This window comes from Micromonospora sp. NPDC057141, from assembly GCF_042670805.1.
Classification (GTDB): Bacteria; Actinomycetota; Actinomycetes; order Mycobacteriales; family Micromonosporaceae; genus Micromonospora.
Window position 1 is genome coordinate 1 of record NZ_JBHUVA010000053.1, and the last position, 22,773, is coordinate 22,773.

The 22,773-nt window shown below is 74.5% G+C and carries 23 protein-coding genes, 1 pseudogene and 1 riboswitch; of the genes and pseudogenes, 13 read left to right on the top strand and 11 right to left on the bottom strand.

The annotated features are described in order from the left end of the window. Positions 1–6: 6 nt before the first annotated feature. Both ACFT41_RS22640 and ACFT41_RS22645 read right to left on the bottom strand, forming a co-directional pair. Positions 7–939, bottom strand: coding sequence for a hypothetical protein (locus ACFT41_RS22640; protein WP_377613969.1), 933 nt, complete (start codon positions 937–939; stop codon positions 7–9). A 115-nt stretch (positions 940–1,054) separates the two neighbouring features. Next, positions 1,055–2,404, bottom strand: coding sequence for an MFS transporter (locus ACFT41_RS22645; RefSeq protein ID WP_377589478.1), 1,350 nt, complete (start codon positions 2,402–2,404; stop codon positions 1,055–1,057). A gap of 73 nt (positions 2,405–2,477) precedes the next feature. Here ACFT41_RS22645 and ACFT41_RS22650 point away from each other — a divergent pair, with 73 nt between their 5' ends. After that, positions 2,478–3,140: a TetR family transcriptional regulator gene (locus tag ACFT41_RS22650; protein ID WP_377589479.1), complete on the top strand. Its 663-nt coding sequence runs from the start codon at positions 2,478–2,480 to the stop codon at positions 3,138–3,140. Positions 3,141–3,329: 189 nt separating this feature from the next. On the opposite strand, the gene ACFT41_RS22655 is transcribed toward ACFT41_RS22650, so the two are convergent. Beyond that, positions 3,330–4,916, bottom strand: a complete 1,587-nt coding sequence (locus ACFT41_RS22655; protein WP_377589480.1) for an MFS transporter — start codon at positions 4,914–4,916, stop codon at positions 3,330–3,332. A gap of 198 nt (positions 4,917–5,114) precedes the next feature. Here ACFT41_RS22655 and ACFT41_RS22660 point away from each other — a divergent pair, with 198 nt between their 5' ends. The 6 genes from ACFT41_RS22660 (at position 5,115) to ACFT41_RS22685 (ending at position 10,041) form a co-directional block, all read left to right on the top strand. After that, a complete protein-coding gene (locus ACFT41_RS22660) occupies positions 5,115–5,684 on the top strand; it encodes a helix-turn-helix domain-containing protein (RefSeq protein WP_377589481.1) in 570 nt (189 codons plus the stop codon). A 189-nt stretch (positions 5,685–5,873) separates the two neighbouring features. After that, a complete protein-coding gene (locus ACFT41_RS22665) occupies positions 5,874–6,746 on the top strand; it encodes a class I SAM-dependent methyltransferase (protein WP_377589482.1) in 873 nt (290 codons plus the stop codon). Between the two features lie 166 nt (positions 6,747–6,912). Next, positions 6,913–8,232, top strand: coding sequence for a flavin-containing monooxygenase (locus ACFT41_RS22670; RefSeq protein ID WP_377589483.1), 1,320 nt, complete (start codon positions 6,913–6,915; stop codon positions 8,230–8,232). After that, the gene (locus tag ACFT41_RS22675) at positions 8,229–9,056 is read left to right on the top strand and encodes an SDR family NAD(P)-dependent oxidoreductase (RefSeq protein ID WP_377589484.1); all 828 of its coding nucleotides are present in this window, start codon (positions 8,229–8,231) and stop codon (positions 9,054–9,056) included. Before ACFT41_RS22670 ends, ACFT41_RS22675 begins: the two co-directional genes overlap by 4 nt. A 122-nt stretch (positions 9,057–9,178) precedes the next feature. Next, positions 9,179–9,550, top strand: coding sequence for a GNAT family N-acetyltransferase (locus ACFT41_RS22680; protein WP_377589491.1), 372 nt, complete (start codon positions 9,179–9,181; stop codon positions 9,548–9,550). Further along, positions 9,547–10,041 carry a DUF1992 domain-containing protein gene (locus ACFT41_RS22685; protein ID WP_377589485.1) on the top strand — a complete coding sequence of 165 codons (495 nt, stop codon included), beginning with the start codon at positions 9,547–9,549 and terminating at the stop codon, positions 10,039–10,041. Before ACFT41_RS22680 ends, ACFT41_RS22685 begins: the two co-directional genes overlap by 4 nt. Here the strand turns inward: ACFT41_RS22685 and ACFT41_RS22690 are convergent. Further along, positions 10,038–11,201, bottom strand: coding sequence for an erythromycin esterase family protein (locus ACFT41_RS22690; protein WP_377589486.1), 1,164 nt, complete (start codon positions 11,199–11,201; stop codon positions 10,038–10,040). The genes ACFT41_RS22685 and ACFT41_RS22690 overlap by 4 nt on opposite strands. A 72-nt stretch (positions 11,202–11,273) precedes the next feature. Continuing rightward, entirely contained in the window at positions 11,274–12,341 is a 1,068-nt protein-coding gene (locus ACFT41_RS22695; protein ID WP_377589487.1) for an adenosine deaminase, read from the bottom strand. Positions 12,342–12,392: 51 nt separating this feature from the next. Continuing rightward, positions 12,393–12,466, bottom strand: a riboswitch (S-adenosyl-L-homocysteine riboswitch). 134 nt (positions 12,467–12,600) lie between these two features. Here ACFT41_RS22695 and ACFT41_RS22700 point away from each other — a divergent pair. Then, a complete protein-coding gene (locus ACFT41_RS22700; protein WP_377589488.1) occupies positions 12,601–13,104 on the top strand; it encodes an NUDIX domain-containing protein in 504 nt (167 codons plus the stop codon). 115 nt (positions 13,105–13,219) lie between these two features. On the opposite strand, the gene ACFT41_RS22705 is transcribed toward ACFT41_RS22700, so the two are convergent. After that, the gene (locus tag ACFT41_RS22705) at positions 13,220–13,783 is read right to left on the bottom strand and encodes a maleylpyruvate isomerase N-terminal domain-containing protein (protein WP_377589489.1); all 564 of its coding nucleotides are present in this window, start codon (positions 13,781–13,783) and stop codon (positions 13,220–13,222) included. Between the two features lie 230 nt (positions 13,784–14,013). On the opposite strand from ACFT41_RS22705, the gene ACFT41_RS22710 reads away from it, so the two are divergent. The 4 genes and pseudogenes from ACFT41_RS22710 (at position 14,014) to ACFT41_RS22725 (ending at position 16,612) form a co-directional block, all read left to right on the top strand. Then, positions 14,014–14,514 carry a hypothetical protein gene (locus tag ACFT41_RS22710; RefSeq protein WP_377589490.1) on the top strand — a complete coding sequence of 167 codons (501 nt, stop codon included), beginning with the start codon at positions 14,014–14,016 and terminating at the stop codon, positions 14,512–14,514. After that, positions 14,486–14,910, top strand: a pseudogene (locus ACFT41_RS22715) (Hsp20/alpha crystallin family protein). Before ACFT41_RS22710 ends, ACFT41_RS22715 begins: the two are co-directional and overlap by 29 nt. 258 nt (positions 14,911–15,168) lie before the next feature. Then, entirely contained in the window at positions 15,169–15,597 is a 429-nt protein-coding gene (locus ACFT41_RS22720) for an ATP-binding cassette domain-containing protein (RefSeq protein WP_377613970.1), read from the top strand. A gap of 13 nt (positions 15,598–15,610) precedes the next feature. Beyond that, entirely contained in the window at positions 15,611–16,612 is a 1,002-nt protein-coding gene (locus ACFT41_RS22725; RefSeq protein WP_377588179.1) for a tyrosine-type recombinase/integrase, read from the top strand. 7 nt (positions 16,613–16,619) lie between these two features. Here the strand turns inward: ACFT41_RS22725 and ACFT41_RS22730 are convergent, their stop codons facing one another. Beyond that, positions 16,620–18,326, bottom strand: coding sequence for an acyl-CoA dehydrogenase family protein (locus ACFT41_RS22730; RefSeq protein WP_377588180.1), 1,707 nt, complete (start codon positions 18,324–18,326; stop codon positions 16,620–16,622). A gap of 120 nt (positions 18,327–18,446) precedes the next feature. Between ACFT41_RS22730 and ACFT41_RS22735 the strand changes: the two genes are divergently transcribed. Next, positions 18,447–18,905: a hypothetical protein gene (locus tag ACFT41_RS22735; RefSeq protein WP_377588181.1), complete on the top strand. Its 459-nt coding sequence runs from the start codon at positions 18,447–18,449 to the stop codon at positions 18,903–18,905. Between the two features lie 24 nt (positions 18,906–18,929). Here ACFT41_RS22735 and ACFT41_RS22740 read toward each other — a convergent pair whose 3' ends face one another. From ACFT41_RS22740 to ACFT41_RS22755, 4 genes are all read right to left on the bottom strand, one after another. Further along, positions 18,930–19,649, bottom strand: a complete 720-nt coding sequence (locus tag ACFT41_RS22740; RefSeq protein WP_377588182.1) for a thymidine kinase — start codon at positions 19,647–19,649, stop codon at positions 18,930–18,932. A 53-nt stretch (positions 19,650–19,702) separates the two neighbouring features. Then, on the bottom strand, positions 19,703–21,094 hold the full coding sequence (locus ACFT41_RS22745) for an MFS transporter (RefSeq protein WP_377588183.1): 1,392 nt from the start codon (positions 21,092–21,094) through the stop codon (positions 19,703–19,705). A gap of 18 nt (positions 21,095–21,112) precedes the next feature. Next, positions 21,113–21,880, bottom strand: a complete 768-nt coding sequence (locus tag ACFT41_RS22750; RefSeq protein WP_377588184.1) for a glycerophosphodiester phosphodiesterase — start codon at positions 21,878–21,880, stop codon at positions 21,113–21,115. Positions 21,881–21,958: 78 nt separating this feature from the next. Next, positions 21,959–22,732 (bottom strand): lysophospholipid acyltransferase family protein, encoded by a 774-nt coding sequence (locus ACFT41_RS22755; protein WP_377588185.1) that lies wholly within the window; start codon positions 22,730–22,732, stop codon positions 21,959–21,961. Between the last annotated feature and the right edge of the window lie 41 nt (positions 22,733–22,773).

Sequence of the window (22,773 nt, forward strand, 5' to 3'; positions counted from 1 at the left end):
ATCTGTTTACCCGGGGTCCGGCGCCGGGACCCCGCCGCTCAGCCGTCCGCGACCGCCCGGTCCGCCCCGGAGGGCTTCTCCGGCGCCCGGCGCAGCGCCCGGACGGCGGGCACCGGCCTGCTCGCGGGCCTGCTGCGCGTCGGCGCGGGCGGCGTCGGCGCCCAGCGCGGCGCTGCGGGCGTCGGCGTGGGCCTGTTGTGCCTGCGCGTCGGCCTGCTCGGCGCGGCGGCGGGCCTGCGCCGCCGCCTCGGCGTCGCGGCGGGCGGTATCGCGGGCGGCGTCGCGTTCGGCGGTCAGGTCGGCGGCGCGTTGCCGCTCGGCGTCGCGCTCGCCGCGCACCGTGCGCAGCTCGTAGCGGGCGGCGTCGCGGTCCCGTTCGGCCTGCACCCGCAGTGCCTGCGCCGCGCCGGTGTCGCGGCGCGCGGTGTCGCGGGCCGCCTCGGCGGCGTCGGCCCGCTGCCGGTCCGCGGCCGCGTCGGCCTGCACCGCGTCGGCGCGGGCGGTGGCGGTGTCGCGTTCGGCGGCGGCGGTGCGGGCCTGCTGGCCGGCGCGGGCGGCGGCCGCCGCCGCGTCCTGGGCGTCGCGGCGGGCCTCGTCGCGTTCGGTGTGGGCCTGGGCGAGTTCGGCGGCGGTCTCCGCGCGCAGCTGCGCCAGCTGCCGTTGCACCCCGGCCGGGGACAGTTCGGCGTGCAGCGCCTCGGTGAGGGTCTGCACGATCTGGTCGAGCCGGTCCACCGCCTCCCAGGTGCGGGCCACCTGCCCGGGCAGGCCGGGGGCGTTGCGGTGACGCATCCGGCTGTTGCGGGAGGCCCGCTGGCAGGCGCCGTCGTTGTCCCGGCAGTAGCGAAACGGCCGGCCCGCGCCGGCCCGCTGGGGCACGTCGCGTCCGCAGTGGGTGCAGGGGCGGGTCTCGGTGGTGGGGGAGGGCTGGTCGTCCATCGAGGCGGAAGTCTAGCGGCGGGCGTCAGTCCCGCCCGGTGGCCGCCCGCGGCGGGCGTCAACAAGGGGCCCGGCTCCACCGGAAGCGTCAACAGGGTGCCCCTGCTTACACCCGTCAGCCGGCGGCGCGGGCCGCGCCGTCGAGGGTGTAGCGGCGTTGCAGCCCCACTGCGGCGAGCATCAGCGCCGCCGGCAGCAACCCGAAGCCGTAGCGGATCGCGGCCCCGGCCGCGTCCGGCTGGTCGACCATCTGGCCGCCGGTGGAGGCGACGAACCCGCCGGCGGTCAGGCACAACGCGTACGCGTAGGGGCCCAGCGCCGCGCCGGTGGCCTCGGTGGCCGTCCACACCCCGGTGTAGGTGCCCGCGCCGGTGGTGCCGGCGGCCCGGATGACGTCGGGCATCATCGCGAACGGCAGCAGCTGCATGCCGGCGAACGCGACCCCGAGCACCGTCACCGCCGTGAGCAGCACCGGCAGGCCGGCGGGTCGACCCACGGCGAGGACCAGCGACCCGGCCGCGAACGCGCCCTGCGCGACCAGCAGGGCCCGCTGCTTGCCGACGCGGCGGGCCACGGCCAGCCAGCCCGGGGTGACCAGCAGCGCCGGCGCGACGAACGCGGCGACCAGCACCGTGGTCAGCGCCGGACGGCCCAGCTCGTACTCGGCGTAGTACGGCACGCCGGCCAGCACCAGGTGCGTCGTCGTCGACATCGCCAGGTAGGCGGCGGCCAGCCAGCGGAACTGCCCGTCGCGCAGCGCCGCCGCGAGGGCGGGCCAGCCGCCCGGTGCGTGGCGCTGCGCGGTGGTGCCGGCGGCCCGGCGCAGCCGGCCGATGCCGGCGACACCGACCAGCATGGTGGCGAGGGCGCCGGCGCCCAGCAGCAGTCCCATCCGCTGGTAGCCGCTGCGGGTGGCGTCGCCGCTGCCGGTCAGCAGCGGCGCGAGCAGCCCGCAGACCAGGATCCCGGTGGTGAGCACCACCATCCGGAACGCCATCAGCCGGGTCCGCTCGTGGTAGCCGATCCGCAGGTCCGCCGAGGTGGCCAGGTAGGGCACCTGGTAGGCGGCGAACAGCAGGTTCCCGGCGACGAAGAACACGGCCACCCACGCCGCCGCGGACGCGCCGGTGAGGCCGCCGGGCACCGCGAACAGCGCGGCGAACGCCGCCGGCAGCGCGCAGCCGGTCAGCAGCAGCCGCCGCCGGTCGCCGCGGCGGGCCGACTCGGCGTCGCTGCGGTGGCCGACCCACGGGTGGGCCAGCACGTCGGCGACCTTCGGTGCCAGCAGCGCCAGGCCGGCCAGCCACGGCGTCACGGCGAGCACGTCGGTGAGGAAGTACAGCAGCAGCAGCCCGGGTACGGTTACCCAGACACCCATGCCGAGGGAACCGGCGGCGAAGCCGAGCAGCGGGCCGCGCGGCAGGTCTGTCTGCGGGTCGGGGGCGGGCGGGTCGGGCCGGGTCATGGTCGGTGTCCTTCCGGCGGCACGCCGCCCCCAAATCCAACGGTTGCTGGATTGTAGGGGGACAATGGCGGCCATGACCATGCCCCGACGGCGCCCCGGCCGACCCCGGCGTTCCGAGAGCCGCGACACCCGCGAGGTGGTGCTGACCGCCGCCACCGCGCTGTTCGCGGCCCGAGGCTTCGACGCCGTCGGGCTGCGGCAGGTCGCCGCCGCCGCCGGCGTCGACGTCGCCACGGTCTCCCACCACACGGGTACGAAGGCGCAGCTCTACGACGCCTGCTTCGCCCGGGTGTTCGTCGCCGAACGCGGCGTCCTGCAAGCCGCGACGCGGGCGGCCCACGACGCCCTCGCCACCGGGCCCGCCGCGGCCCGGGGGGCGCTGCACGACCTGGTCGACGTGTTCGTCGACTTCCTGCAGCAGCATCCGCAGACCACCGCCCTGTGGCTACGCCGCTGGCTGGAGCCGCACCGGCACGCCGACCTCGACGAGCGCTACTCCGCGCCGCTGTACGAGCTGGTGGAGCAGCTGCTGCGGGCTGCCGCGGCGGCCGGCGCGCTGGTCGAGCCCACCCCGCACCTCACGGTACGCAGCCTGGTCTGGGCCGTGCACGCGCACGTGGTGGCGCTGGCCGCCGACGCGGCGTCGGCGCAGCGGGAACGCCAGGAGTTCCGCGCTTTCGTGCACCGCTTCCTCGACAGCCTGTACTGGCCCGGCGAGCAGCCGACCACGCCCTAGCCGGGCGGCCAGTTCGCCGTCGGGGTGGGCGTCGAGCCAGCGGTGCGCCGACAACCGCTGCGCGGCGACGTAACGGTCCCAGCACTGACAAAACTGCGTGGCAGATCCACTTCTCGAGTTCCTCACGCCGGGAGCGGACGCGGCTGCACTCGGCATCGAGCGGCTGACCACGAACCGCTCCGGTGGTGGCTAGGCGTCGTGTTCGTCCGCTGGTGCGTGTGGGCGCGGCAGCGGGCCTCGGGTGAGGACGAAGAAGAACAGGACGGTCATGACGGCGACGCCCGCCCACATGGCCTGCTGCCATCCGTCGACGAACGATTGCTGAGCGGCATGGACCAGTTCCTGTCCGTGGGGTCCGGCACCGTTGGCGGCATCGAGGGCGTTGGCGACGCCTTCGCGTGCGGCGTCGGCGGGGCCTTGGGGAACACCGTCGAGCAGGGAGCCGATCGCGTTGCGGTAGCCGGCGGACAGGAGCGCGCCGAGCAGGGCGACGCCGAGCGCGGTGCCGAACTCCCGGGTGACGTCGTTGAGTGCGGAGGCAACGCCCTGACGCTCCCGTGGCAGGGAACCGGTGATGGCCTCGGTCGAGGGCGTCATCGACAGTCCCATGCCGATCCCCATGGCGAGCATGCCGGGAAGAACGGACAGGTAGCCGCCGTCGATGGAGACGAGGGTGGACATGAGGGCCAGGCCGGCGCCGGCCAGGAGGACCCCGGTCGCCATGGTGGACCGGCTGCCGACGCGCGCGGCCAGCCTGGGTGCCAGGCCAGAGGCCATCATCATGAGCACGGCCATGGGCATGAGCGCCAGGGTGGACCGCAGACCCGACCAGCCGAGCACGGCCTGGAAGAAGGGGAACAGGACCACGAAGATGCCGGCCTGGACGCCGAAGAGCACCAGCAGCGTCGTCGAGCCACCCGCCAGAGAGCGCTCGCCGAAGAGGCGCACGTCCAGTAGCGCGGCGTCACCGACGCGCAGTTCCCAGGCCACGAAACCCACAGCGGCGACGACACCGACGACGAGGCTGAGCAGGGTGGCGGGGGCGGTCCATCCCCGCTCGGGCCCCTCCTGCAGGACGAAGATGAGGCCGACCACCGCGACGCCGGAGGTGAGCGCGCCGACGGTGTCGAAGGGATGCCCGGACCTCTCGCGGGAGTTGGGGACGGACCGCAGCGCCAGGACGAGGGCCACGACGACGAGTGCCACGGGCAGGGCGAACAGCCACCGCCAGGTCGCTACGTCGACCAGGGCGGCGGAGAGGAACATGCCCAGGATGCCGCCGCCTCCGGCGACGCCGGTCCACACGCCGATCGCCCGTCCGCGCTCCTCCTTCGGGAAGGTGGAGGTGATGACGGCGAGCGTGATGGGCATGATCATTGCCGCGCCCACACCGCCGAACAGGCGTGCGGCGAGCATGACCTCCGTCGACGGGGCGAAACCACCGGCTGCGCTGGCGGTGCCGAAGACGGTCAGGCCGGTGACGAGCATGGGCTTGCGGCCCCAGCGGTCGCCGAGCGCGCCGAGCGGCAGCAGCAGCGCGGCCAGGCTGAGGGTGTAGATATTGATGATCCACAGGATCGTGCTCTGCGAGGCGCCGAAGTCGACCGCGAGGTCTGGTTGGGCGACGTTGAGCCCGGACACCGAGGCGATGACGGCCATCAACGCGATACACACGGTCACCAGGATCGTGCGACGCTGGCGCGCGTCCGGCACGCCCTCGCTGGTGGCGCTGGGCGGGTCGGACACGCTCACCGGTGGAAGCTGGTTCGTGCTCATGGGGTTCCTCTCGCAGGGCATGCAGAGTTCGGCGTCAGGGCAGCGGCCCGGTCGGCATCCGGGTGGACACCGCCTCGGTCGCCAACGCGGCAGCGGTTCAGACCGGGCGACGCGTTTCCTTCGCGCGGGCCCCGGTCGGTGCGGGGACCGCGGCACGACGATAGGCATGGTTTGCGGCAACGGCATAGGATGTTGCTTATGACGCAAGGCAATGGCGAGCTGGACAGCCTGGTACGCAAGCGGATCCGCGCTCTGCGAGTGGCGCAGGGCTGGTCCCTGGAGGAGTTGGCCGCCCGGGCCAGGGTCAGCCAGTCCACGCTCAGCCGTATCGAGAACGGCCAGCGCCGCCTGGCCCTCGACCAGCTCGTCACCCTCGCCCGGGCCCTGGACACCTCCCTGGACCAGCTCGTCGAGACCGCGGCCGACAGCATCGTCACCAGCCCGATGATCGACAGAGCGCATGGGCTCATGCGTTGGCCCATCAAGGCCGAACCCGGCATGAGCGTCGTGCGCCAGCGCATGACGAACCCGCCGCCCGACAGCCCCTCAGGCATGCGCGCCCATCCGGGCCGCGAATGGCTCGTCGTCCTGTCCGGCACCGCGGTCCTGCTGCTGGGCAACCGGCGCGTTCGGGTGGAGACGAACCAGGCCGCGGAGTTCCCCACGATGCTGCCGCACGCGATCGGCGCCGAGGGTGGGCCCTGCGAGATCCTGGGCATCTTCGATCGCGACGCCCGACGCGGCCACCAGCGCGGTGAGGACAGCTGAAGCCGCGGTCGACCCTCCCGGTGACGCACCGGGTGCCCGGGTCGGTCACGGCGAAGGGCGATGGCGTGGGCCGCTCTGTCGGCTGTCCGGAGTCGGCCGTTTGCGCGTGCGGCACGTCATCCGGCCATCGTCTTGCGCACCCCGGGAACCGTGGTGCCGCGACGGCAAGATCCTCCTAGCGTGGCTGTCATGACCCACGCTTCCCCCCACCCGGCACGCGACGGCGCGCACCCCGTTTCCCAGCACCACACCCTGGACTCCGACGGCCAGGCGGAGATCCTCGAGCTGGACGCGGAAGTGCTCGCCAAGCACACCGCGTCCATCACCGCGTGGCTGCCCGTCGAACGGGAGCCGCGCCACATCGTGGACCTGGGCTGCGGGACGGGCGCCGGCACCTTCGCCCTGCTCACGCGCTTTCCCGAAGCACAGGTGACCGCCGTGGACGCATCGGCCGGCCACCTGCACCGCCTGCGGGAGAGGGCCGAGGCGCTCGGCGTGGCCGACCGGGTACGCACGGAGGTGGCCGATCTCGACGCGACCTGGCCCGGTCTCGACCAGCCTGAGCTGGTGTGGGCGTCAGCCTCGATGCACCACCTGGTCGACCCCGACCGTACCCTGCGCAAGGTCCACGACCTGCTCGCGACCGGCGGTCTGTTCGCCGTCGTCGAGCTGGCCGGCTTCCCGCGCTTCCTGCCCGCCAACGCCCCGGCGGAACGCCCCGGCCTGGAGGAGCGCTGTCACGCCGCCCTCACGCACCACCACGCCGAGCACGTGCCGCACCGCGGTGCCGACTGGGGCCCCAAGCTCACCGCTGCCGGGTTCACCGTCGAGGGCGAGCGCACGATCACCGTGAACGTCCACGGCTCCGACGACGAGGCGGTCGGTCGGTACGCGCTCAGCAGCCTGCGGCGCCTGCGTGCCAGCGCCGCCCACGCCCTCACCGCTGAGGACCTTGCCGCTCTCGACCAGCTGCTCCACATCGACAGCCCCCGCAGCATCCTGCGCCGCAGCGATCTCGCGGTGCGCACCGAACGCACCGTATGGGCCGCACGCCGCGCCTGACCGGCCCGAGGCGGCGGTCAGCGACGGGCGTTGCGCGCCAGCCACGCGAAGACGGCGACCGGCCGCCCGGGTGCGTAGGTCCGGCCCGCGCCGGCCACCTTGACGGCGGACCGCGAACCCCGCATTATCCATCAGACGTTGGATTTATGGTGGGGGAGGACACGACATGGGGCAACCCCCGCGGGTCGCGGTGATCGGCGCCGGCGCCGCCGGCCTGGCCACCCTCAAGGCCCTCGCTGACGCCGGCGTCGCGGCCGTGGCCTTCGAGGCCGCCGACACCGTCGGCGGCCTGTGGGTGTACGGGGCGCCCGGCTCGCCCGCCTACCGCACCCTGCACCTGAACACCAGCCGGACCCGCACCCAGTTCGCCGACCACCCCATGCCCGCCTGCTGGCCCGACTACCCCGACCACACCCGCGTCGCCGGCTATCTGCGCGACTACGCCCACCGCTTCGGGCTGTTCGACGCCGTCCGGCTGCGGCACACCGTCGTCGGGGTCACCCGCGACCCCGACGACCGCTGGACGATACGCGTCACCGGCCCCGACGGCGCGAGCGAGGTCACCGCCGAGGCCGTCGTCGTGGCCAACGGGCACAACCGGGTCCCCCGACTGCCCGACCCCGGCCCGCCGGGCGACTGCACCGCCGAGCAGATCCACAGCCACGCCTACCGTGGCCCCGACCAACTCACCGGCAGACGGGTCCTCGTCGTCGGCGGCGGCAACTCCGCCATGGACATCGCCGTGGACGCCTCCCACACCGCCCGACGTACCCTGCTGTCGCTGCGCCGCGGCGTGTGGGTGGTGCCCAAGCACCTGCTCGGCCGCCCGTCGGACACCCTCAACGGGGCGCTCGCGCGGCGGCTGCCCTGGCGGCTGCGCCAGCGGATCAGCCAGGCCATGCTCACCGCCACCGTCGGCCCGCCCACCCGCTACGGGCTGCCCGCACCCACCCACGGCTTCCTCCAGGACCACCCCACCCTCTCCGACGCGCTGCTGTCGCGGCTCACCCACGGCGACGTCGAGGCCCGCCCCGGCGTCGCCGCGTTCCACGGCGACCGGGTCGAGTTCACCGACGGCCGCATCGACGCCGTCGACCTGGTCGTCTGGTGCACCGGCTACCGCGTCGAGATGCCGTTCCTCGACCCCGCGCTGCTCGGCGCCGGCCCCGACACCCTGCCGCTGTACCGGCACGTGTTCCACCTCGACGCCCCCGGCCTGGCCTTCGTCGGGCTGATGCAGTCCACCGGCGCGGCGTTCCCCCTACTCGAGGCGCAGGCCCGCCTCGTCGCCGCGCGCCTCGCCGGCCGGTACGCCCCGCCCGACGCAGCAGCCCAACGCGCCGCCTGCCGCGCCGAGCTGCGCGCCGCCGCCGCCCGCTGGGGGCACCGGCGCCCGGCCATGCGGGTCGACTTCGACGCGTACCTGGTGCAGCTGGGCCGCGAACTCGCCGCCGGTGCCCGCCGCGCCGCCCGGGACGCGGCGTGAGCGCCCTGACCGGCCGCCGCACCCTCGTCACCGGCGCGGCCGGCACCTTCGGCCGGCACCTGTGCGCGGCGCTGCGCGCCGCCGGCGCCCGCGTCGTCGGCCTCGACCTGCACGCCCACGACGACCCCGACACCCCGGTGTTCGGCGTCGACCTGACCGACCCGCACGCCACGGCCGCTGCGGTGGCCGCCGCCGTCGACCGGCTCGGCGGCCTCGACCTGCTGGTCAACAACGCCGGCGTCGGCGGCCCCGCCCCCGCCGAACTGCCCCCCGACGACACTGTGCGCCAGCAGATCGAGGTGAACCTCCTCGCCGCCTGGCGCACCACCGCCGCCGCCCTGCCCGCCCTCGTCGCCGCCCACGGCCGGGTGATCTTCGTGGCCAGCCGGATGGCGGTGCTGCCGTTGCCCCTGGCCGCCGCGTACGGGGTCAGCAAACGCGCCCTCGTCGCGTACGCCGACGCGTTGCGCCTGGAGGTCGGCACCCACGTCGGCGTGACCGTCGTCTACCCCAGCATGGTCGCCTCACCGATCCACGACAGCACCGTGCGCGCCGGGCTGTCCCTGGACGGGGTATCCCGGCCCGAACCGGTCGAGGGCGTCGTCGCGGCGATCCTGCGCGCCGCAGCAGCACGCCGCGCCCCGCGCGACGTGGCCACCACCGCCCGGGGTCGCCTCGAGCTGGCCGTTGCCCGGCACGCGCCCGCCCTGGCCGACCGCCTCGTGCGGCGTACCGTCGCCGGCCGGATCGCCGCCGGTGACCTCGACGGCGCGCCACTGGCCGCCGGCCTGGTGCGCCGCCACCGCCACCCCGGGGCCGGCTGACCCCGGCCCCGAGCCGTTCCCGAGCCGTTCCCGGGGCGGCGCCGGACGCCGTCGACGGGTGACACTACGGTGATGTCGGTGCTCCTGCGGACCCCCGCGTCCCCCACCATCCCGAGCTGGAGCTGCGCCCCTGGCGCGACGGCGACATCCCCGAGCTGATCGAGGTCTACCGCGACCCGGTGCTGCGCCACTGGAGCCGGCACCCGGTCGACGACACCCGCGACGCCCACCGGTGGATGACCCGCAGCCGGCAGGGCTGGGCCGCCGGCCGGCGGTTCGCCTTCGCCGTGCGCGAACCCCGCCCCGGCGGCGGCGACCGCCTCGTCGCCACGGTGGTGCTCAAGGACGTCCTGCCCGGCTGCGCGCACGACGGGCACCGCCACGCCGCCCCACGCCACGGCAGCGACCGAGGCGGAGCTGCGAGCGCTTCCCCGGCATCCGGCTGCGTCCGCGGTCAAGACGCTACGGTGGAGACCGGGGAGGTGGCGAGGTGACCGGAAGGTGGGAGGCCGCCGCCGAGGCGCAGATCCGCACCGCCCAGGAGCACGGCGAGTTCGACAACCTGCCCGGGGCGGGCAAACCGCTGCCGGGCCGGGGCAGGCCCTACGACGAGTCGTGGTGGATCAAGAGCTTCCTGGAGCGCGAGAAGCTGCCCAGCGACCTGCTGCTGCCCACCCCGCTGCTGCTGCGCCGCAGGATCGAACGGGTGCCCGACGAGGTGCGGGACCTGCCCACCGAGGCCTCCGTGCGGGCGTACGTCGCCGACCTCAACCGGGAGGTCGTCGCCTGGCTGCGCAACCCGACCGGCCCGCAGGTCGTGGTGCGTCCCGTCAACGTTGACGAGGTGGTCGCCGGGTGGCACGCCGGCCGGGAACGGGCCCACGCGCAGGCGGTGGCGGTGGCGGCGGCGCGTCCGGCACCGCCTGCACAGCCCGGCCCCCGCCGCCGCTGGCGGCGGCGGGGGTCGGCCCTGACGCAGCGCTAGGGTGCGCCCAGTTCGACGGCCTCTTTGACGAAGACGATGCCGTCGACCAGGTCGAGCTGGGCTGGGTCCAGCGGGAAGTAGGCGAAGTCGGGGGAGACCCGCAGGCCGGCGGTGGTGGTCGCCCGGGCCAGCCGCCGGCCGTCGACGAGGGAATTGTCCCACGGGAGCCTGGCCAGGACGCCCTCGACGGTCCCCGCAGGCGGGGCGTCGCCACCGACGGTGCCGAACGCTGAGGCCAGGAAGGCGTACCGGTCGCCCAGGCGGGCCGCCGTGATTGCCCCCGCGCCCCACATCTCGATCGGCTGGTCGCCGAGCGACATGCGGCTGCTGTTCCGCTGCAGGTGGAGGTTGTGGGCGAAGACCATGGCCGGGCCGTGCTCGGCCACGGCACTCAGGTTGGCGGCCATCATCGCGTCCCGCAGCCCCGACAGCCGGGAAATCCGGGCCGCAGAGACGTCTGCCATCCAGCGGTGGTAGCGGAGCAGGCCGACGGCGGTGCGCCCGTACAACTCCGCCCGTTCCCGATCGCGCACGCTCAGCTGCGGCGCCTGCGTGTCGAGCAGCGCCAACAGGTCGTCCGCAATCACCCGCAGCCGCTGGGCGTCGGCGGACTGGCCGATCGACCGGGAAGGGTCCATGACGGTGGCCTCGTTCGACCACCGCTCGTCGGGGCCGAGCAGCGCGTCGAGGGTTTCCCGGGTGCAGGGCAGCGGGCCGTCGAGGAGACCGTGCAGGGCGGTGAGCGCCTGACGCGGGCTGGCCGCCCAGTATTCCAGGGGGCCGTCGATCCCGAAGAACCGCAGCTTCTCCTCGTGGGCCTCGTTGTAGGCGCGCATCCAGCGCACGAGGTCGCGGTTGGCCGCCGACGCGCCGAAGCCGTGGCTGAAGCCGCGCGCCATGACGTCGTCGAGGTCACCGGCGCCGGTCGCGATGTGGTTGTCCACCACGAGGCCCATCAGGCAGTCGCTCTCGATGGCGAACGACCGGTAGCCCTCGTGTTCGACCAGGTGCCGGAAGATCTCGTTGCGCAACTCGCCCAACTCTCCCACGAAGTGCCGGGCTTCGCCCAGGCCGAGCAGCAGAGGCCGGGCGGGCAGGGAACGCAGGAAGGCCGAGACGGCGGCCCCGTCGAGTTTCCGTGCGATGTTCCTGATGGTCATTCCCTCAACGGTATCGTTGAACGAACCGTGTGGACTTTTCCCGGCATCGCCGGCACTCGTCAGGGTCAACCTTCAATCGGCCGGATGCACGCAGGGGCGACCGACCATGGAGGAACCGGCGAACGCCTGGAGATAGTCGTCGATCTCAGCCAGCACGGCGGCCTTGTCCGCAGCGTCGAGAAACGAGAACCGCACGGCCTGGCGGGCCAGCTCCGCGACGCCGCGCTCGTCGAGGTCGAGCAGATCTGCGGCCACCTGGTATTCCCTGTTCAGGGTGGTGGAGAACATGGGCGGGTCGTCGGAGTTGACGGTGACCGGTACACCGGCGGCCACCAACTGCGGCAGCGGATGCTCGGCCAGCGACGGCACCGAGCGGGTACAGGCGTTGGAGGTCGGGCACACCTCCAGGGCGATGTCGTGCTCACGCAGGTAGGCCATCAACTCGGGGTCGCGGGCGGCGGCGATGCCGTGGCCGACGCGTTCCGCGCCTAGATGGCGTACCGCATCCCACACGGTCTGCGGGCCGGTCGACTCACCGGCGTGGGGAACGCTGCGCAGCCCGGCTGCCCGCGCGGCGGCGAAATGCCCGGCGTACCGGGCGCGGGGGATTCCGGACTCGGGGCCGCCCAGTCCGAAGCTGACCAGCCCGTCCGGGCGCTGTTTGAGCGCCACCTCCAGGGTGACGTCGGCGCCGGTCATCGTGGGCGCGCCCGGGATGTCGAAGCACCAGCGCAGCTGGATGCCGTGGTCGCGGGCGGCCCGCAGCCGGGCGTCCTCCACCGCCTCGCAGTACGCCTCGGCCGGGATACCGCGCACGATCGAGCAGTACGGGGTCAGCGTCAGCTCGGCGTACCGCACCGACTGGGCGGCCAGGCCGGCGCCGATGTCGTAGGTGAGCGTGGCCACGTCCTCGGCGTCGCGGATCAGGTCCACCACCGACAGGTACACCTCGATGAAGTGCGCGAAGTCGGTGAACGTGAAGTACTCGGCCAGCAGCGCCGGGTCGGCCGGCACCGCAGTGGTCCCGGCGCGCCGTTCGGCCAGCCGAGCCACGGTGTGCGGTGTCGCCGACCCGACGTGGTGGACGTGCAGTTCCACCTTGGGCAAGCCGGCGATGAAGTCAGTCAGGTCCGTTGCCATTGCACAACCCTCACCGTGCGGGTGATCCGCCGGGAAGGACGGCAGCCTCCCAGCGGGAGGCGCCCTTGGACCAAGAACAGGCCGAGCGTGGCGGATGGTCATCCGTCGCAGCGCCTCTCGACCCGCAACGGCACGCTAACAAGACCTTTCGGTGACGACAACCCCACCGCGACACGCCGGGGCTGACCGAGGTGCAAGCGGGCGGTTGATAACCTGCGGCAATGCCGATCATGCGCCTCGCCGCCGCTTCCGACATGGCATGACGCCGAACCTGCGCCCCTCCGTCCGCGCGATCGTCCTTGACGAGAACGACCGCATCCTGCTCTGCCGGTTCGTCTTTCCCCACCCGATCGTGCCGGAGCAGTCGAAGGTCGTTTGGGCGGCCCCAGGCGGCGGCATCGAACCCGGTGAGGACCGGCTGACGGCTTTGCGCCGTGAACTACGGGAGGAAACCGGTCTGGCGATCATCGCCGAACCACCGCACGTCTGGCACCAGGAAGTCGTGGCCGCCGACATCGCGCCGGGCTTCGACGGCATCATCAACGACTACTTCCTCATCCGCACGAACCACTTCCAGCCCCGCGGTGAGATGACAGACGACCAACTCGCTGCGGAGAACCTGGTCGCGTTCCGGTGGTGGCAGCTCTCGGAGATCGCTGCTCACCGGGGACCTGAGCTGTTCTCGCCCCGCGACCTCACCACACCCTTGACAGCGCTTCTCACAGGGGGAACGCCGGACCAGCCGGTCCAACTCGGCCTCTAGCAAGTCGTTGGCAGGCCGGCGACGAGCGGGGCCTGGTCGTGGTCGATCCCTTGTCGACTCCTCCGCGAGGATCGTGATCGCCAGGCCCGGTGGCTGATCGGCCGGTGTGGTCAGGTCAGTGCGGCCTGCCACGTCCACGAGGCGCGGCGGGGCCGCCGTCGAACTCGGCCCACCCCGTCATCCACAGCAGCACCTCGGCCGGCGGGCCGGGCGGGGCGTCCGGGAACAGCCGGGTCAGCACGGCGGCGGCGGGCGCGGCGGGTGGCCGCCAGTCGATGTGTAGGCCCCGGGTGATGTCGTGGGTGTGCAGCAGGGTCTCCGCCACGCCCATGGCGGCGAACCCGGCCGGGTCGCAGGGGCCGAAGTGCCAGGCCCGCAGGTCAGGGTCGGCCGTGTCGACGGCGGTGGCGAGCAGTCCGCCGCAGGCGGCGACGACGGTCAGCATCTGGGCGGGCGTCGCGGTGGGAGAGACGCGCAAGTCGAACGGCAGGTAGCCGTCGGCGGGACGGCCGGCTAGTTGCCCGGCGTACGCGAGCAGGTCGTGCGCCACGTGCGCCGCCGTGGTCCAGCAGCTCCACTCCGACGTCCCCGCCGGCATCGCCCAGTCGGCGTGTGGCCCGAGGACGCGGCCCATCTCGCCGATCGCGGCGCGTACGTCCGCCCCACCCGTGTGCGTCATGCCCCGACCGTGCCAGCCGTCATCCCCGCCGGCAACCCACCCAAATTATCGGATTGCCGGTAACGATAATTCGATAACTAGATGCCGCAAAACGGGCTAATCATCCGCACATCATAATGACAGTTATGTGCGCAGTGCGGTGTCGGCCGGTGCGGACAGGTGTTCGCCGCTGGGGACCGGGCTCCGAAGCGCGGCTGCGGCGCCACGAACGCCGAACTACGGTGGCGCCGATGCAGGCAGACACCGTGCGGCGTACGCCGGGGCCGTGGACGCCGTCGGTGCACGCGCTGCTGCGGCACTTGGAGGCGGTCGGCTTCGACGGCGCGCCCCGGGCACGGGGCTTCGACGGCACGGGGCTTCGACGGGCACGGGCGGGAGATCCTGTCGTTCCTGCCCGGCGAGACGGTCGGCGCCGCCCGGCCGTGGCCGGCCTGGACCCACAGCGACGATGCGCTGCGCCAGGTCGCGTGTGGTGGCTGCGGGACCTGCACGCCGCGGTGGCGGGTTTCGTGCCGTCCACCGGGGCGCGGTGGCGCGAGGGCGGCGTCTGGCGGCCGGGCCTGATCGTCGGGCACAACGACGCGGCCCCGTACAACGCGGCCTGGGCCGACGGGCGGCTCGCCGGGTTCTTCGACTGGGACTTCGCCGCCCCGGTCACCCCCGAGTGGGACCTGCGGCCAGGAGAACCGAGGAGGAGCCGCGATGCTGATGTGCACCGACCCGTTCCGTGAGATCGACCGGCTCGCCGAGCAGCTGCTCGGCATCAACTCCCGCCCCGCAGTGATGCACATGGACGCCTACCGCGACGGGGACTACTTCTACGCCACGTTCGACCTGCCCGGGGTGAACCCGGACAGGGTCGACTGCACCGTCGAGCGCAACGTGCTGACCGTCCGCGCGGAGCGCCGCCGCCCGACCGGCGACAACGTCGAACTGGTCGCGGCCGAGCGTCCCATGGGCACGTTCAGCCGGCAACTGTTCCTCAGCGACACCCTCGACACCGACCACCTCGAGGCGGGCTACGACAACGGGGGCTGCCCCTGCGCATCCCCGTGGCCGAGCGGGCCAAGCCCCGCCGGGTGGCCATCGCCACCAGCGGCAACGGCCGCCGGCAGATCGACGCCTGACTCCGACACCTGCGGTCGGGGCACCCGATGTCGGGTGCCCCGACCGCCCCGGACACCGCCGCCGCACCGGGTAAACCGGTCACGGGCGGCGACGGGGAACGTCAGACTCGACGGCGTCCCCGCAGCCGAGACACCGGAGCCGACCAGCACATGTGATCCCGCAGGCCACGGCCGGGCTGTCCGCCCCGCCGCCACGCGCACCGACCGGCCGCCCGTCGTGGGCGTCCCGGCCCGCCTGCCGTCCTGCGGAGGATCACCGTGTTGGAGGTCGTGTCCGTCAGCAAGCAGTACGACGCCGAACCGCTGTTCACCGGGCTGACCCTGGCGTTGCGTGACCCGGCTGGCGCCGACGACCGGGAGGTGCTCGCCTCGCGGGGCGTGACCGCCCGCGCCGACGACCGGCACCTGTTCGCGGGTGTGGACCTGAATGTGCGCGCCGGCGACCGGGTGCTGCTCACCGTCGACAACGGTGCCGGCAAGACCACGCTGCTGCGTCTGCTCGTCGGCCTGCGCGCCCACCGGGGCGCGGTGGTGCTGGTGACCCACGACGTGTGGTTCGCCGACGCGGTCGGCTACGACCGGTGTTGGCGGGTCGCCGACGGCCGGGTCCACGAGGAGCGGGCCGCCGCGGGAACGCCGATGGAATCGGCCCGGGCGCGCCTCACCGCCGATGCGCACGGCGGCTGAGAACCTTTCACCCATGCTTCGTCCCGAGTTTCCGGTGCTGCCGCGTGGCGCGGCCCGTCCGGCCCTGCGCGGGGCCGGTCCGGGCGACTTCACCGAGGCGTGGCTGCGTAACCGCCGGTTGTCCGAGCACACCCGCGACGCGTACCGGCGGGACGTGGCGGGCTGGTTGGTGTGGTGCCGAGCGCGGGAGTTGGACCCGCTGCGGGCGAACTTCCTCGACGTCAACGCCTACGGCCGGGAGTTGGAGGCCACCCCGGCGGCGCGCAGCGGCCGGCCGTTGACCCCGGCGACGGTGGCCCGCAAGCTGTCGGCCCTGTCGAGCTGGTACGACTTCCTGGTCAAGCTGCGGGCGATCGAGGCGAACCCGGTGACGGCCGCGGACCGCCCGCGCGTCGACCGGGACCACTCCTCGACGATCGGGTTGACCCCGCAGGAGGTGGACGCGCTGCTGGCCGCCGCGCAGGCCGAGACCGGGCCGACGGCGGCTCGTAACCGGGCGGCGGTGGCGCTGCTGGCCGACCTGGGGTTGCGGGTGGGGGAGCTGGTGTCGCTGGACGTGGCCGACCTGGGCGCGGAGCGGGGGCACCGCAGTGTCCGGTTCGTCGGCAAGGGTGGCAAGCCGCGGCGGCGGGCGCTGACGCCGTCCACGGCGTACGAGGTGGACGCTTACCTGACCGAGCGGGCGGCGGCACGGGGGGTGGGCGTGCACGAGGTGACCGGGCCGCTGCTGGTCACCGCGACCGGGGCGCGGCTGGACCGGCACTCGGTGTTCCGGCTGGTGCGTCGCCTGGCCCGCGCGGCCGGCATCCCGGCGTGGGAGAAGTTGTCGCCGCACTCGCTGCGGCACGCGTTCGCCACGACGGCCCGCGCGGAGGGGGTGCCGCTGGAGGACGTGCAGGACGCGATGGGGCACGCGGACCCGCGGACCACCCGCCGCTACGACCGGGACCGGCACAACCTCGACCGCGACCCGGCGTACGCGATCTGGGCGGCGCGGGCGCGGCGGCGGGCCTGACCCGGGGTCAGCAGAGCAGGTCCAGGTGGCGGTGGGCGTCGACGGAGATGTCTTCGTGGCGCAGCCGCCGCCGCGCCCACAGCTCGGCGGCGATGCGTGCCTGCTCGTCGCCCCACGCGGCGTGCTCGACGAGCAGGGCGCAGGCCAGCGCCGCCGCCAGGCGCAACGCCAGCCCCCGCGCCCCGGCGACGACGGCGGTGGCGCGCGGGTCGGCGGTGACGTCGGCGAGGGCGGCGGTCAGCTCCCCGGTGACGGCCGCGAGGGTGTCGGCCAGGGCGGGCGACAACGGCCGGGCCAGGTCGACGGCGGCGGTCAGCCGGCGCAGCAGGGGCCCGCCGGCGTCCTCGCGGGCGACGGCGCGCAGCACGTCCAGGGCGAGCACGTTGGTGGTGCCCTCCCAGATCGGCAGGACCTGCGCGTCGCGCAGCAGCCGGGGCACGCCGGTGTCCTCGACGTACCCGGCGCCGCCGAAGGCCTCCACGTATTCGCTGGCGCAGGACACCGCGAGCCGGCCGGTGGCGAGTTTCGCCAGCGGCGCGACGACCCGCAGCTCGGCGACGGCGTCCGCGTCGGCACCGGTCTCGACGCGGCCGAGCAGCGCGAACGCGTGCCCGGCCAGGGCGAACGCGGCGGCGGCGTCCACGGCGAGCGCGCCGAGGGTGGCCCGGTGCAGCGGGCTGTCGGCCAGTCGTCCCCCGGCGACGACGCGGGCGGTGGCGTAGGCGCGGGCGTAGTCGAGGCCACGGCGTATCCCGCCGGCTGCGGCGGCGGCGTTGTGCACCCGGGTCACCACCACCAGGGTCATCGCCCGGGCCAGGCCGGGCACCGCCGGGTCGCCCAACGGCAGCGCGTACGCGTCGGTGAGGCCGATCTCGGCGGTCGGCAGCGCCCACGTGCCCAGCTTGTCCTTGAGCCGGTGCACGGTGACGCCGGGGGCGGGCGCGGCGGCGGCGGCGGTGACACCGGCCAGGGGCGAGTCGGCGGCGTAGCGGGGTACCAGGAACGGGGCGAGCACGCGGCTGCCCCGCCCGGCGCCCTCGGGTCGGGCCAGGGCCACCGCCATCGGGGCGTCGGCGGCGGAGCAGAACCACTTCTGGCCGGTGAGCCGCCACGACCCGTCGGCGGCGGGCCGGCCGATGGTGCTGGAGCCGGACAGGTCCGAGCCGCCCTGCGACTCGGTCATCCACTGCCCGGACACGATTGCCGTGTCGGGGTCGGTGGAGGTCAGCCGGGGCAGCCACGCGTCGCGCACGCCCGCGTCGACGTCGGGCAGGCTGAGCAACGCCGCCGCCCCGTCGGCCATCGCCACCGGGCAGGAGAACGTGGCCGACTCGGGCCCGTACAGGTGCAGCAGGGCGTGTTGGACGATCCGCGCGCCGGCCCCCCACCGCCCGCGCGCCGCGGCCTGGTAGGGCAGGGCGACCACGGCGTGCCGGGCGGCGGCGGCGCGTTGGGCCTGCCACCCGGCGGAGGTGTCGACGCGGTCGACGCGCGCGCCCCACGGGTCGTAGCGGACCAGGACCGGCGGGTGGGCCTCGGCGTCGGCGTGCGCGGCGCGCAGCGGCCCGACCACGTCGGCGGCCAGGTCGACCAGGCGGGGCTGCGCGGCGTCGTGCCCGGCCGGGCCGAGCAGGCGGCGCAGCCAGGACCGCAGCAGCGGGTCACCGGTGTATGGGTCGTCGGGGGTGGGCACCGGCTGCACGTAACGGGTCATCGTCGCCTCGCCTCCGCGGGTTCGTATCCGTGTGCGCCGACCGTAGACGATGCGCCCCGGGCGGGGCGACAGGGGGCGACTGCCTGCGCGGCGGCTGCGGGTGGGCCTACGGTCGACGTGATGGGCAGTGGGCAGCCGTGGACGCGGCCGGCGCGGCGTGGCCGGCCGGCGCGCACCGGGCTGCTGGTGGCCGGCGCGGGGTTGGGGCTGTGCCTGGTGGGGGTGGCCGGCCTCGGGGCGTGGAACGTGCAGATGTTGGCCGGTGCCGGTGACCAGGTCCGCGACAGCGCCGACGGGTTCCTGCGGGAGGTCGCCGCGGGCGACGTGGAGCGGGCCTACGGACGGCTGTGCGCCCAGTCGCGCAGCCGGTGGAGCGCGGTCGGTTTCGCCAGCTGGGTGCGTACGCCGCCGGTGGTCACCGGCTACGAGATCGTCGACGTGTCGGTGCGCACGAGGGGAGGCCGGCCGACGGGTGCGGTGCGGGCGCGGCTGATCCGCGACGGCGGCGCGGGCGAGGACCGCACGGTGACGATGGTGAAGGAGGACGGCCGGTGGCGGGTGTGCGGGGACCCGTTCTGAGGCCGTGGGGCTTGCGGGGCGGGGTCAGTCGCGGGGGCCGAGGTCGCCGGCGCGGTAGTGCCGCCGGCACAGCACCTGGTAGCGCACGTCGGCGGTGTCCACGGTGTCGCCGATGACGACCTGTTCGCCCTCGCGCACGACCCGGCCGCCGACGACGCGGGCGTTGAGCAGCCCCTCGCGGCCACACCAGCACAGCACCTCGACCTGGATGCGGGCGACGGAGTCGGCGAGTTCGAACAGTCGCCGGGCGGCGGGGAACAGGCTGGACCGGAAGTCGGTGGCCAGGCCGAAGGCGTACACGTCGACGTCGTAGTTGTCGACGAGGTCGGCCATCTGCTCGACGTGCTCGAGGTCGTAGAACGACGCCTCGTCGCAGATGAGGTAGTCCACGCGTACCCCCTCGGCCCAGGCGTCGCGGACCAGGTCGCGCAGGTCGAGGCCGTCGGTGACCTCGATCGCGGCGTGGGCCAGGCCGATGCGGGTGGTGACCTGCGGGCCCAGGGACCGGTCGATGCGGGTGGTGACCAGGCCGCGGCGGCCCTGCCGGGCGTGGTTGTGGTTCATCTGCAGGGCCATCGTGGACTTGCCGCAGTCCATCGGCCCCCAGAAGAACTTCAGGGCGGCGGCGTGCAGCGGCCGGCCGTCGGCGCCCCGGGCGGCGGCGCAGCCGCGGCGGGTGTCGTCGTCCGGGCCCGGGAGGGGCCGGGCCAGGCAGAGCGGGGCGGCAGCGGCGTCGTCGGTCACGTCGGGGCAGCCTAGCCGATCGAGCACCGCCGATCGGCCCGGCGCGTGCGCCCCTACAGCACCCTCGGCGGGGTGTTGCCGGCGGCGATGATGGCGCGGCGGATCGGCACGGCGGCCAGCAGCACGAACCCGACCACGAAGAAGATCAGCAGGGAGACCAGGCCCACCCGGTAGGAGGCGGTGAGCTGGAACACCAGCCCGAAGGCCAGGGGCCCGAGCCAGCTGGTGCCCTTGTCGCTGATCTCGTAGAAGCCGTAGTACTCGCCTTCCTTGCCGGCGGGGATGAGCTGGCTGAACAGCGACCGGCTCAGCGCCTGGCTGCCGCCCAGCACCAGACCGATGGCCCCGCCGAGGATCATGAACGGCAGCGGCGCCTCGGCGGGCAACCGGAACGCGGCGATGATCACACCGGTCCACAGCACGAGGCTGAGCAGCACCGTCTTCCACGCCCCGATGCGCCGGGCCAGCGCGCCGAGGGCCAGGGCCCCGCCGAAGGCGAGGAACTGCACCAGCAGGATGGTGGTGATCAGGGTGCTCTGCCCCAGCTTCAGCTCCTCGGTGCCGTACTGGCTGGCCAGCGTGATCACGGTCTGGATACCGTCGTTGTAGACCAGGAACGCCAGCAGGAAGAACAACGTCAGCGGGTACGCCTTGACCTCGCGCAGGGTGCGGCCGAGCTGCCGGAACCCGTCGGTGAGCACGTTGCCGCCGCCGGTCGGCGCGGCGACGGGAGGACGCTCGCGCAGCCAGCGCAGCGGCACCAGGGTGAACGCGGCCCACCACACCCCGGCCGACACGATCGACCAGCGGGCCAGGTCCAGGGTGCGCTGCGGGTTGCCCTCCTCGGCGAGCGCGGTCACCGCGACGAGGTTCGCGGCCAGCAGCAGGCCACCGCCGAGGTAGCCGATGGCCCAGCCGCGGCTGGAGATGCCGTCGCGTTCGTCGGGGCCGCCCAGCTGCGGCAGGAACGAGTTGTAGACCACCACGGCCGCGCCGAAGGCGATGTTGGCCACGAGGAACAGGGCCCCGCCGAGCAGGTACCGCTCGCCGGTGACGAACGCGAACGCGATCGTGGCCCCGGCGCCGGTGAACGCCGCCGCGCCCAGCAGCCGCTTCTTGTGCGCCGACCGGTCGGCGACCGCGCCGACCACGGGCAGCACGAACACCGTGAGGAACACCGACAGGGAGATCAGGTACGGGTAGTAGGAGCCGGCGGCGACCCGGATTCCCAGCGGGTGCACGTACCCGTCGCAGGTGTCCGCGCCCAGCTCGCAGCCGGCGGCCAGTTCGGCGACGGTGGTCAGGAACGGACCGAGGAACACGGTGATGACCGTGGACTGGAACGCCGAGTTGGCCCAGTCGTAGAGGTACCAGCCGCGGCGTTCGCGGGCGGTGCTGGCAGGCGGTGGCGGGGTCGCCACCGTCGGGGTGACCGTCTCGGCCATCGGTTTCCTCCGCCGGTCTCAGGCGGCCCAGTGGCCGCGGCTGCGGTAGACGTCGCGCAGCACGCCGACGTGATCGGTCATGATGCCATCCACACCAAGATCAAGTAACTCGTGCATCTCGGCAGGTTCGTCGATCGTCCAGACGTGCACGTGCAACCCCAGCCGGTGCGCGTACGCCAGGAACCGGCGGTCGACCACGGGCAGCCGACCGTAGCGCGGCGGCACCTGGACGGCCGCCACCGACGGGTGCAGCCGCACCGGCCGCCCGTGCAGCGACGCCACCCGCAGCCGGGCCACCCCGCGCGCCCCGAGGCCCGTGGCGACCCGCCCGCCGGTGGCCGCCCGCAGCCGGGCCAGCCGGGCGTCGCTGAACGAGGCCAGCAGCACCCGGTCACCGGCCCCGGCCCGGCGCAGCGCGTCGACGGTCGGCGCGATGCCGCCGTCGGCCTTGACGTCGATGTTGAACCGCACCTGCGGCCACGCGGCGAGCACGTCGTCGAGGCGGGGCACCACGGCGGCCCCGCCGACACGTACCGACGCCAGGTCGGCCCAGCGCAGCTGCGCGATGCGCCCCGGCTGCCCGGTGACCCGCCGCAGGGTGGGGTCGTGGAAGACCACGGCGACCCCGTCGGCGGTGCCGTGCACGTCGGTCTCGACGTACCGGTAACCGAGGCCGACGGCGCGGGCGAACGCGGCGGCGGTGTTCTCGTCGCCGTGGGCCGCGCCGCCACGGTGGGCGAACGCCAGCGGCGCGGGCGCGTCGAGGTAGCCGGAGGGGGACTGCACGCCCGGCAGTATGCCCCGCTCCGGCCGACGCCGGACGACCGGCAGGTGAGCGGCGCGCCACGCCGACGTGTCAGGCGGTCAGGGCAGCCGGCGGCGGTGCGCCCGGGAGGTGTCGACGGGGCGGCCCGGGTCGACGTGACGCGGCCCGTCCGGTTCGTCGGGGCGCAGCGGCACGAGGGCGTCGGTGATCGCGTCGACGATCCGGTCGGTGACCCGCCGGGCCGCGCCCGGCGCGTCGGCGGCGACGTCGCCCAGCGCGACCGGCTCGCCGAAGTGCACCCGCACCACCGGCCGCCGCCACGCCGCCCGGGCCACGGCGCGCAGCATGCCCTTCGGCGCCCGGTACGGCAGCACCTCGTGCGAGCCCCACTGGGCCACGGCAACCACGGGTGCGCCGCTGGCCAGGGCGAGCCGGGCGGTGCCCGTCTTGCCGCGCTCGGGCCACAGGCCCGGGTCCAGGCCGATGCGGCCCTCCGGGTACACCAGGATCACCGACCCGGCGGCCACGGCCCGCGCCGCGTCGTCCAGGGCCCGGTGCACGGCGGCGGTGCCCCGGTCGACGCGCAGGTGACCGGCGCGGCGCATCGCGGCACCCAGCAGCGGGGCACGGAACAGCCCGCCGGTCGCCATGATCCGGGGGGAGACGCCGCGGGCGCGGCAGGCGGCGGCGAGCACGAGCGGGTCGAAGGGGCTCAGGTGGTTGGCGGCCAGGATCAGCGGCCCCCGGCGCAGACCGTCGGGCACGTCGCCGGTGACCTCGAGGTGGGCCAGGGCGCCGACGACGGCGCGGGCGAGCAGCTGGGCGCCGCGCCAGATCAGGGGCGGCTGCCAGCGAGAGGTGGGGGTGTCCATCAGCGGTCGATGGTCGCACGCCCGCGCCAGGCCCGTGGGCC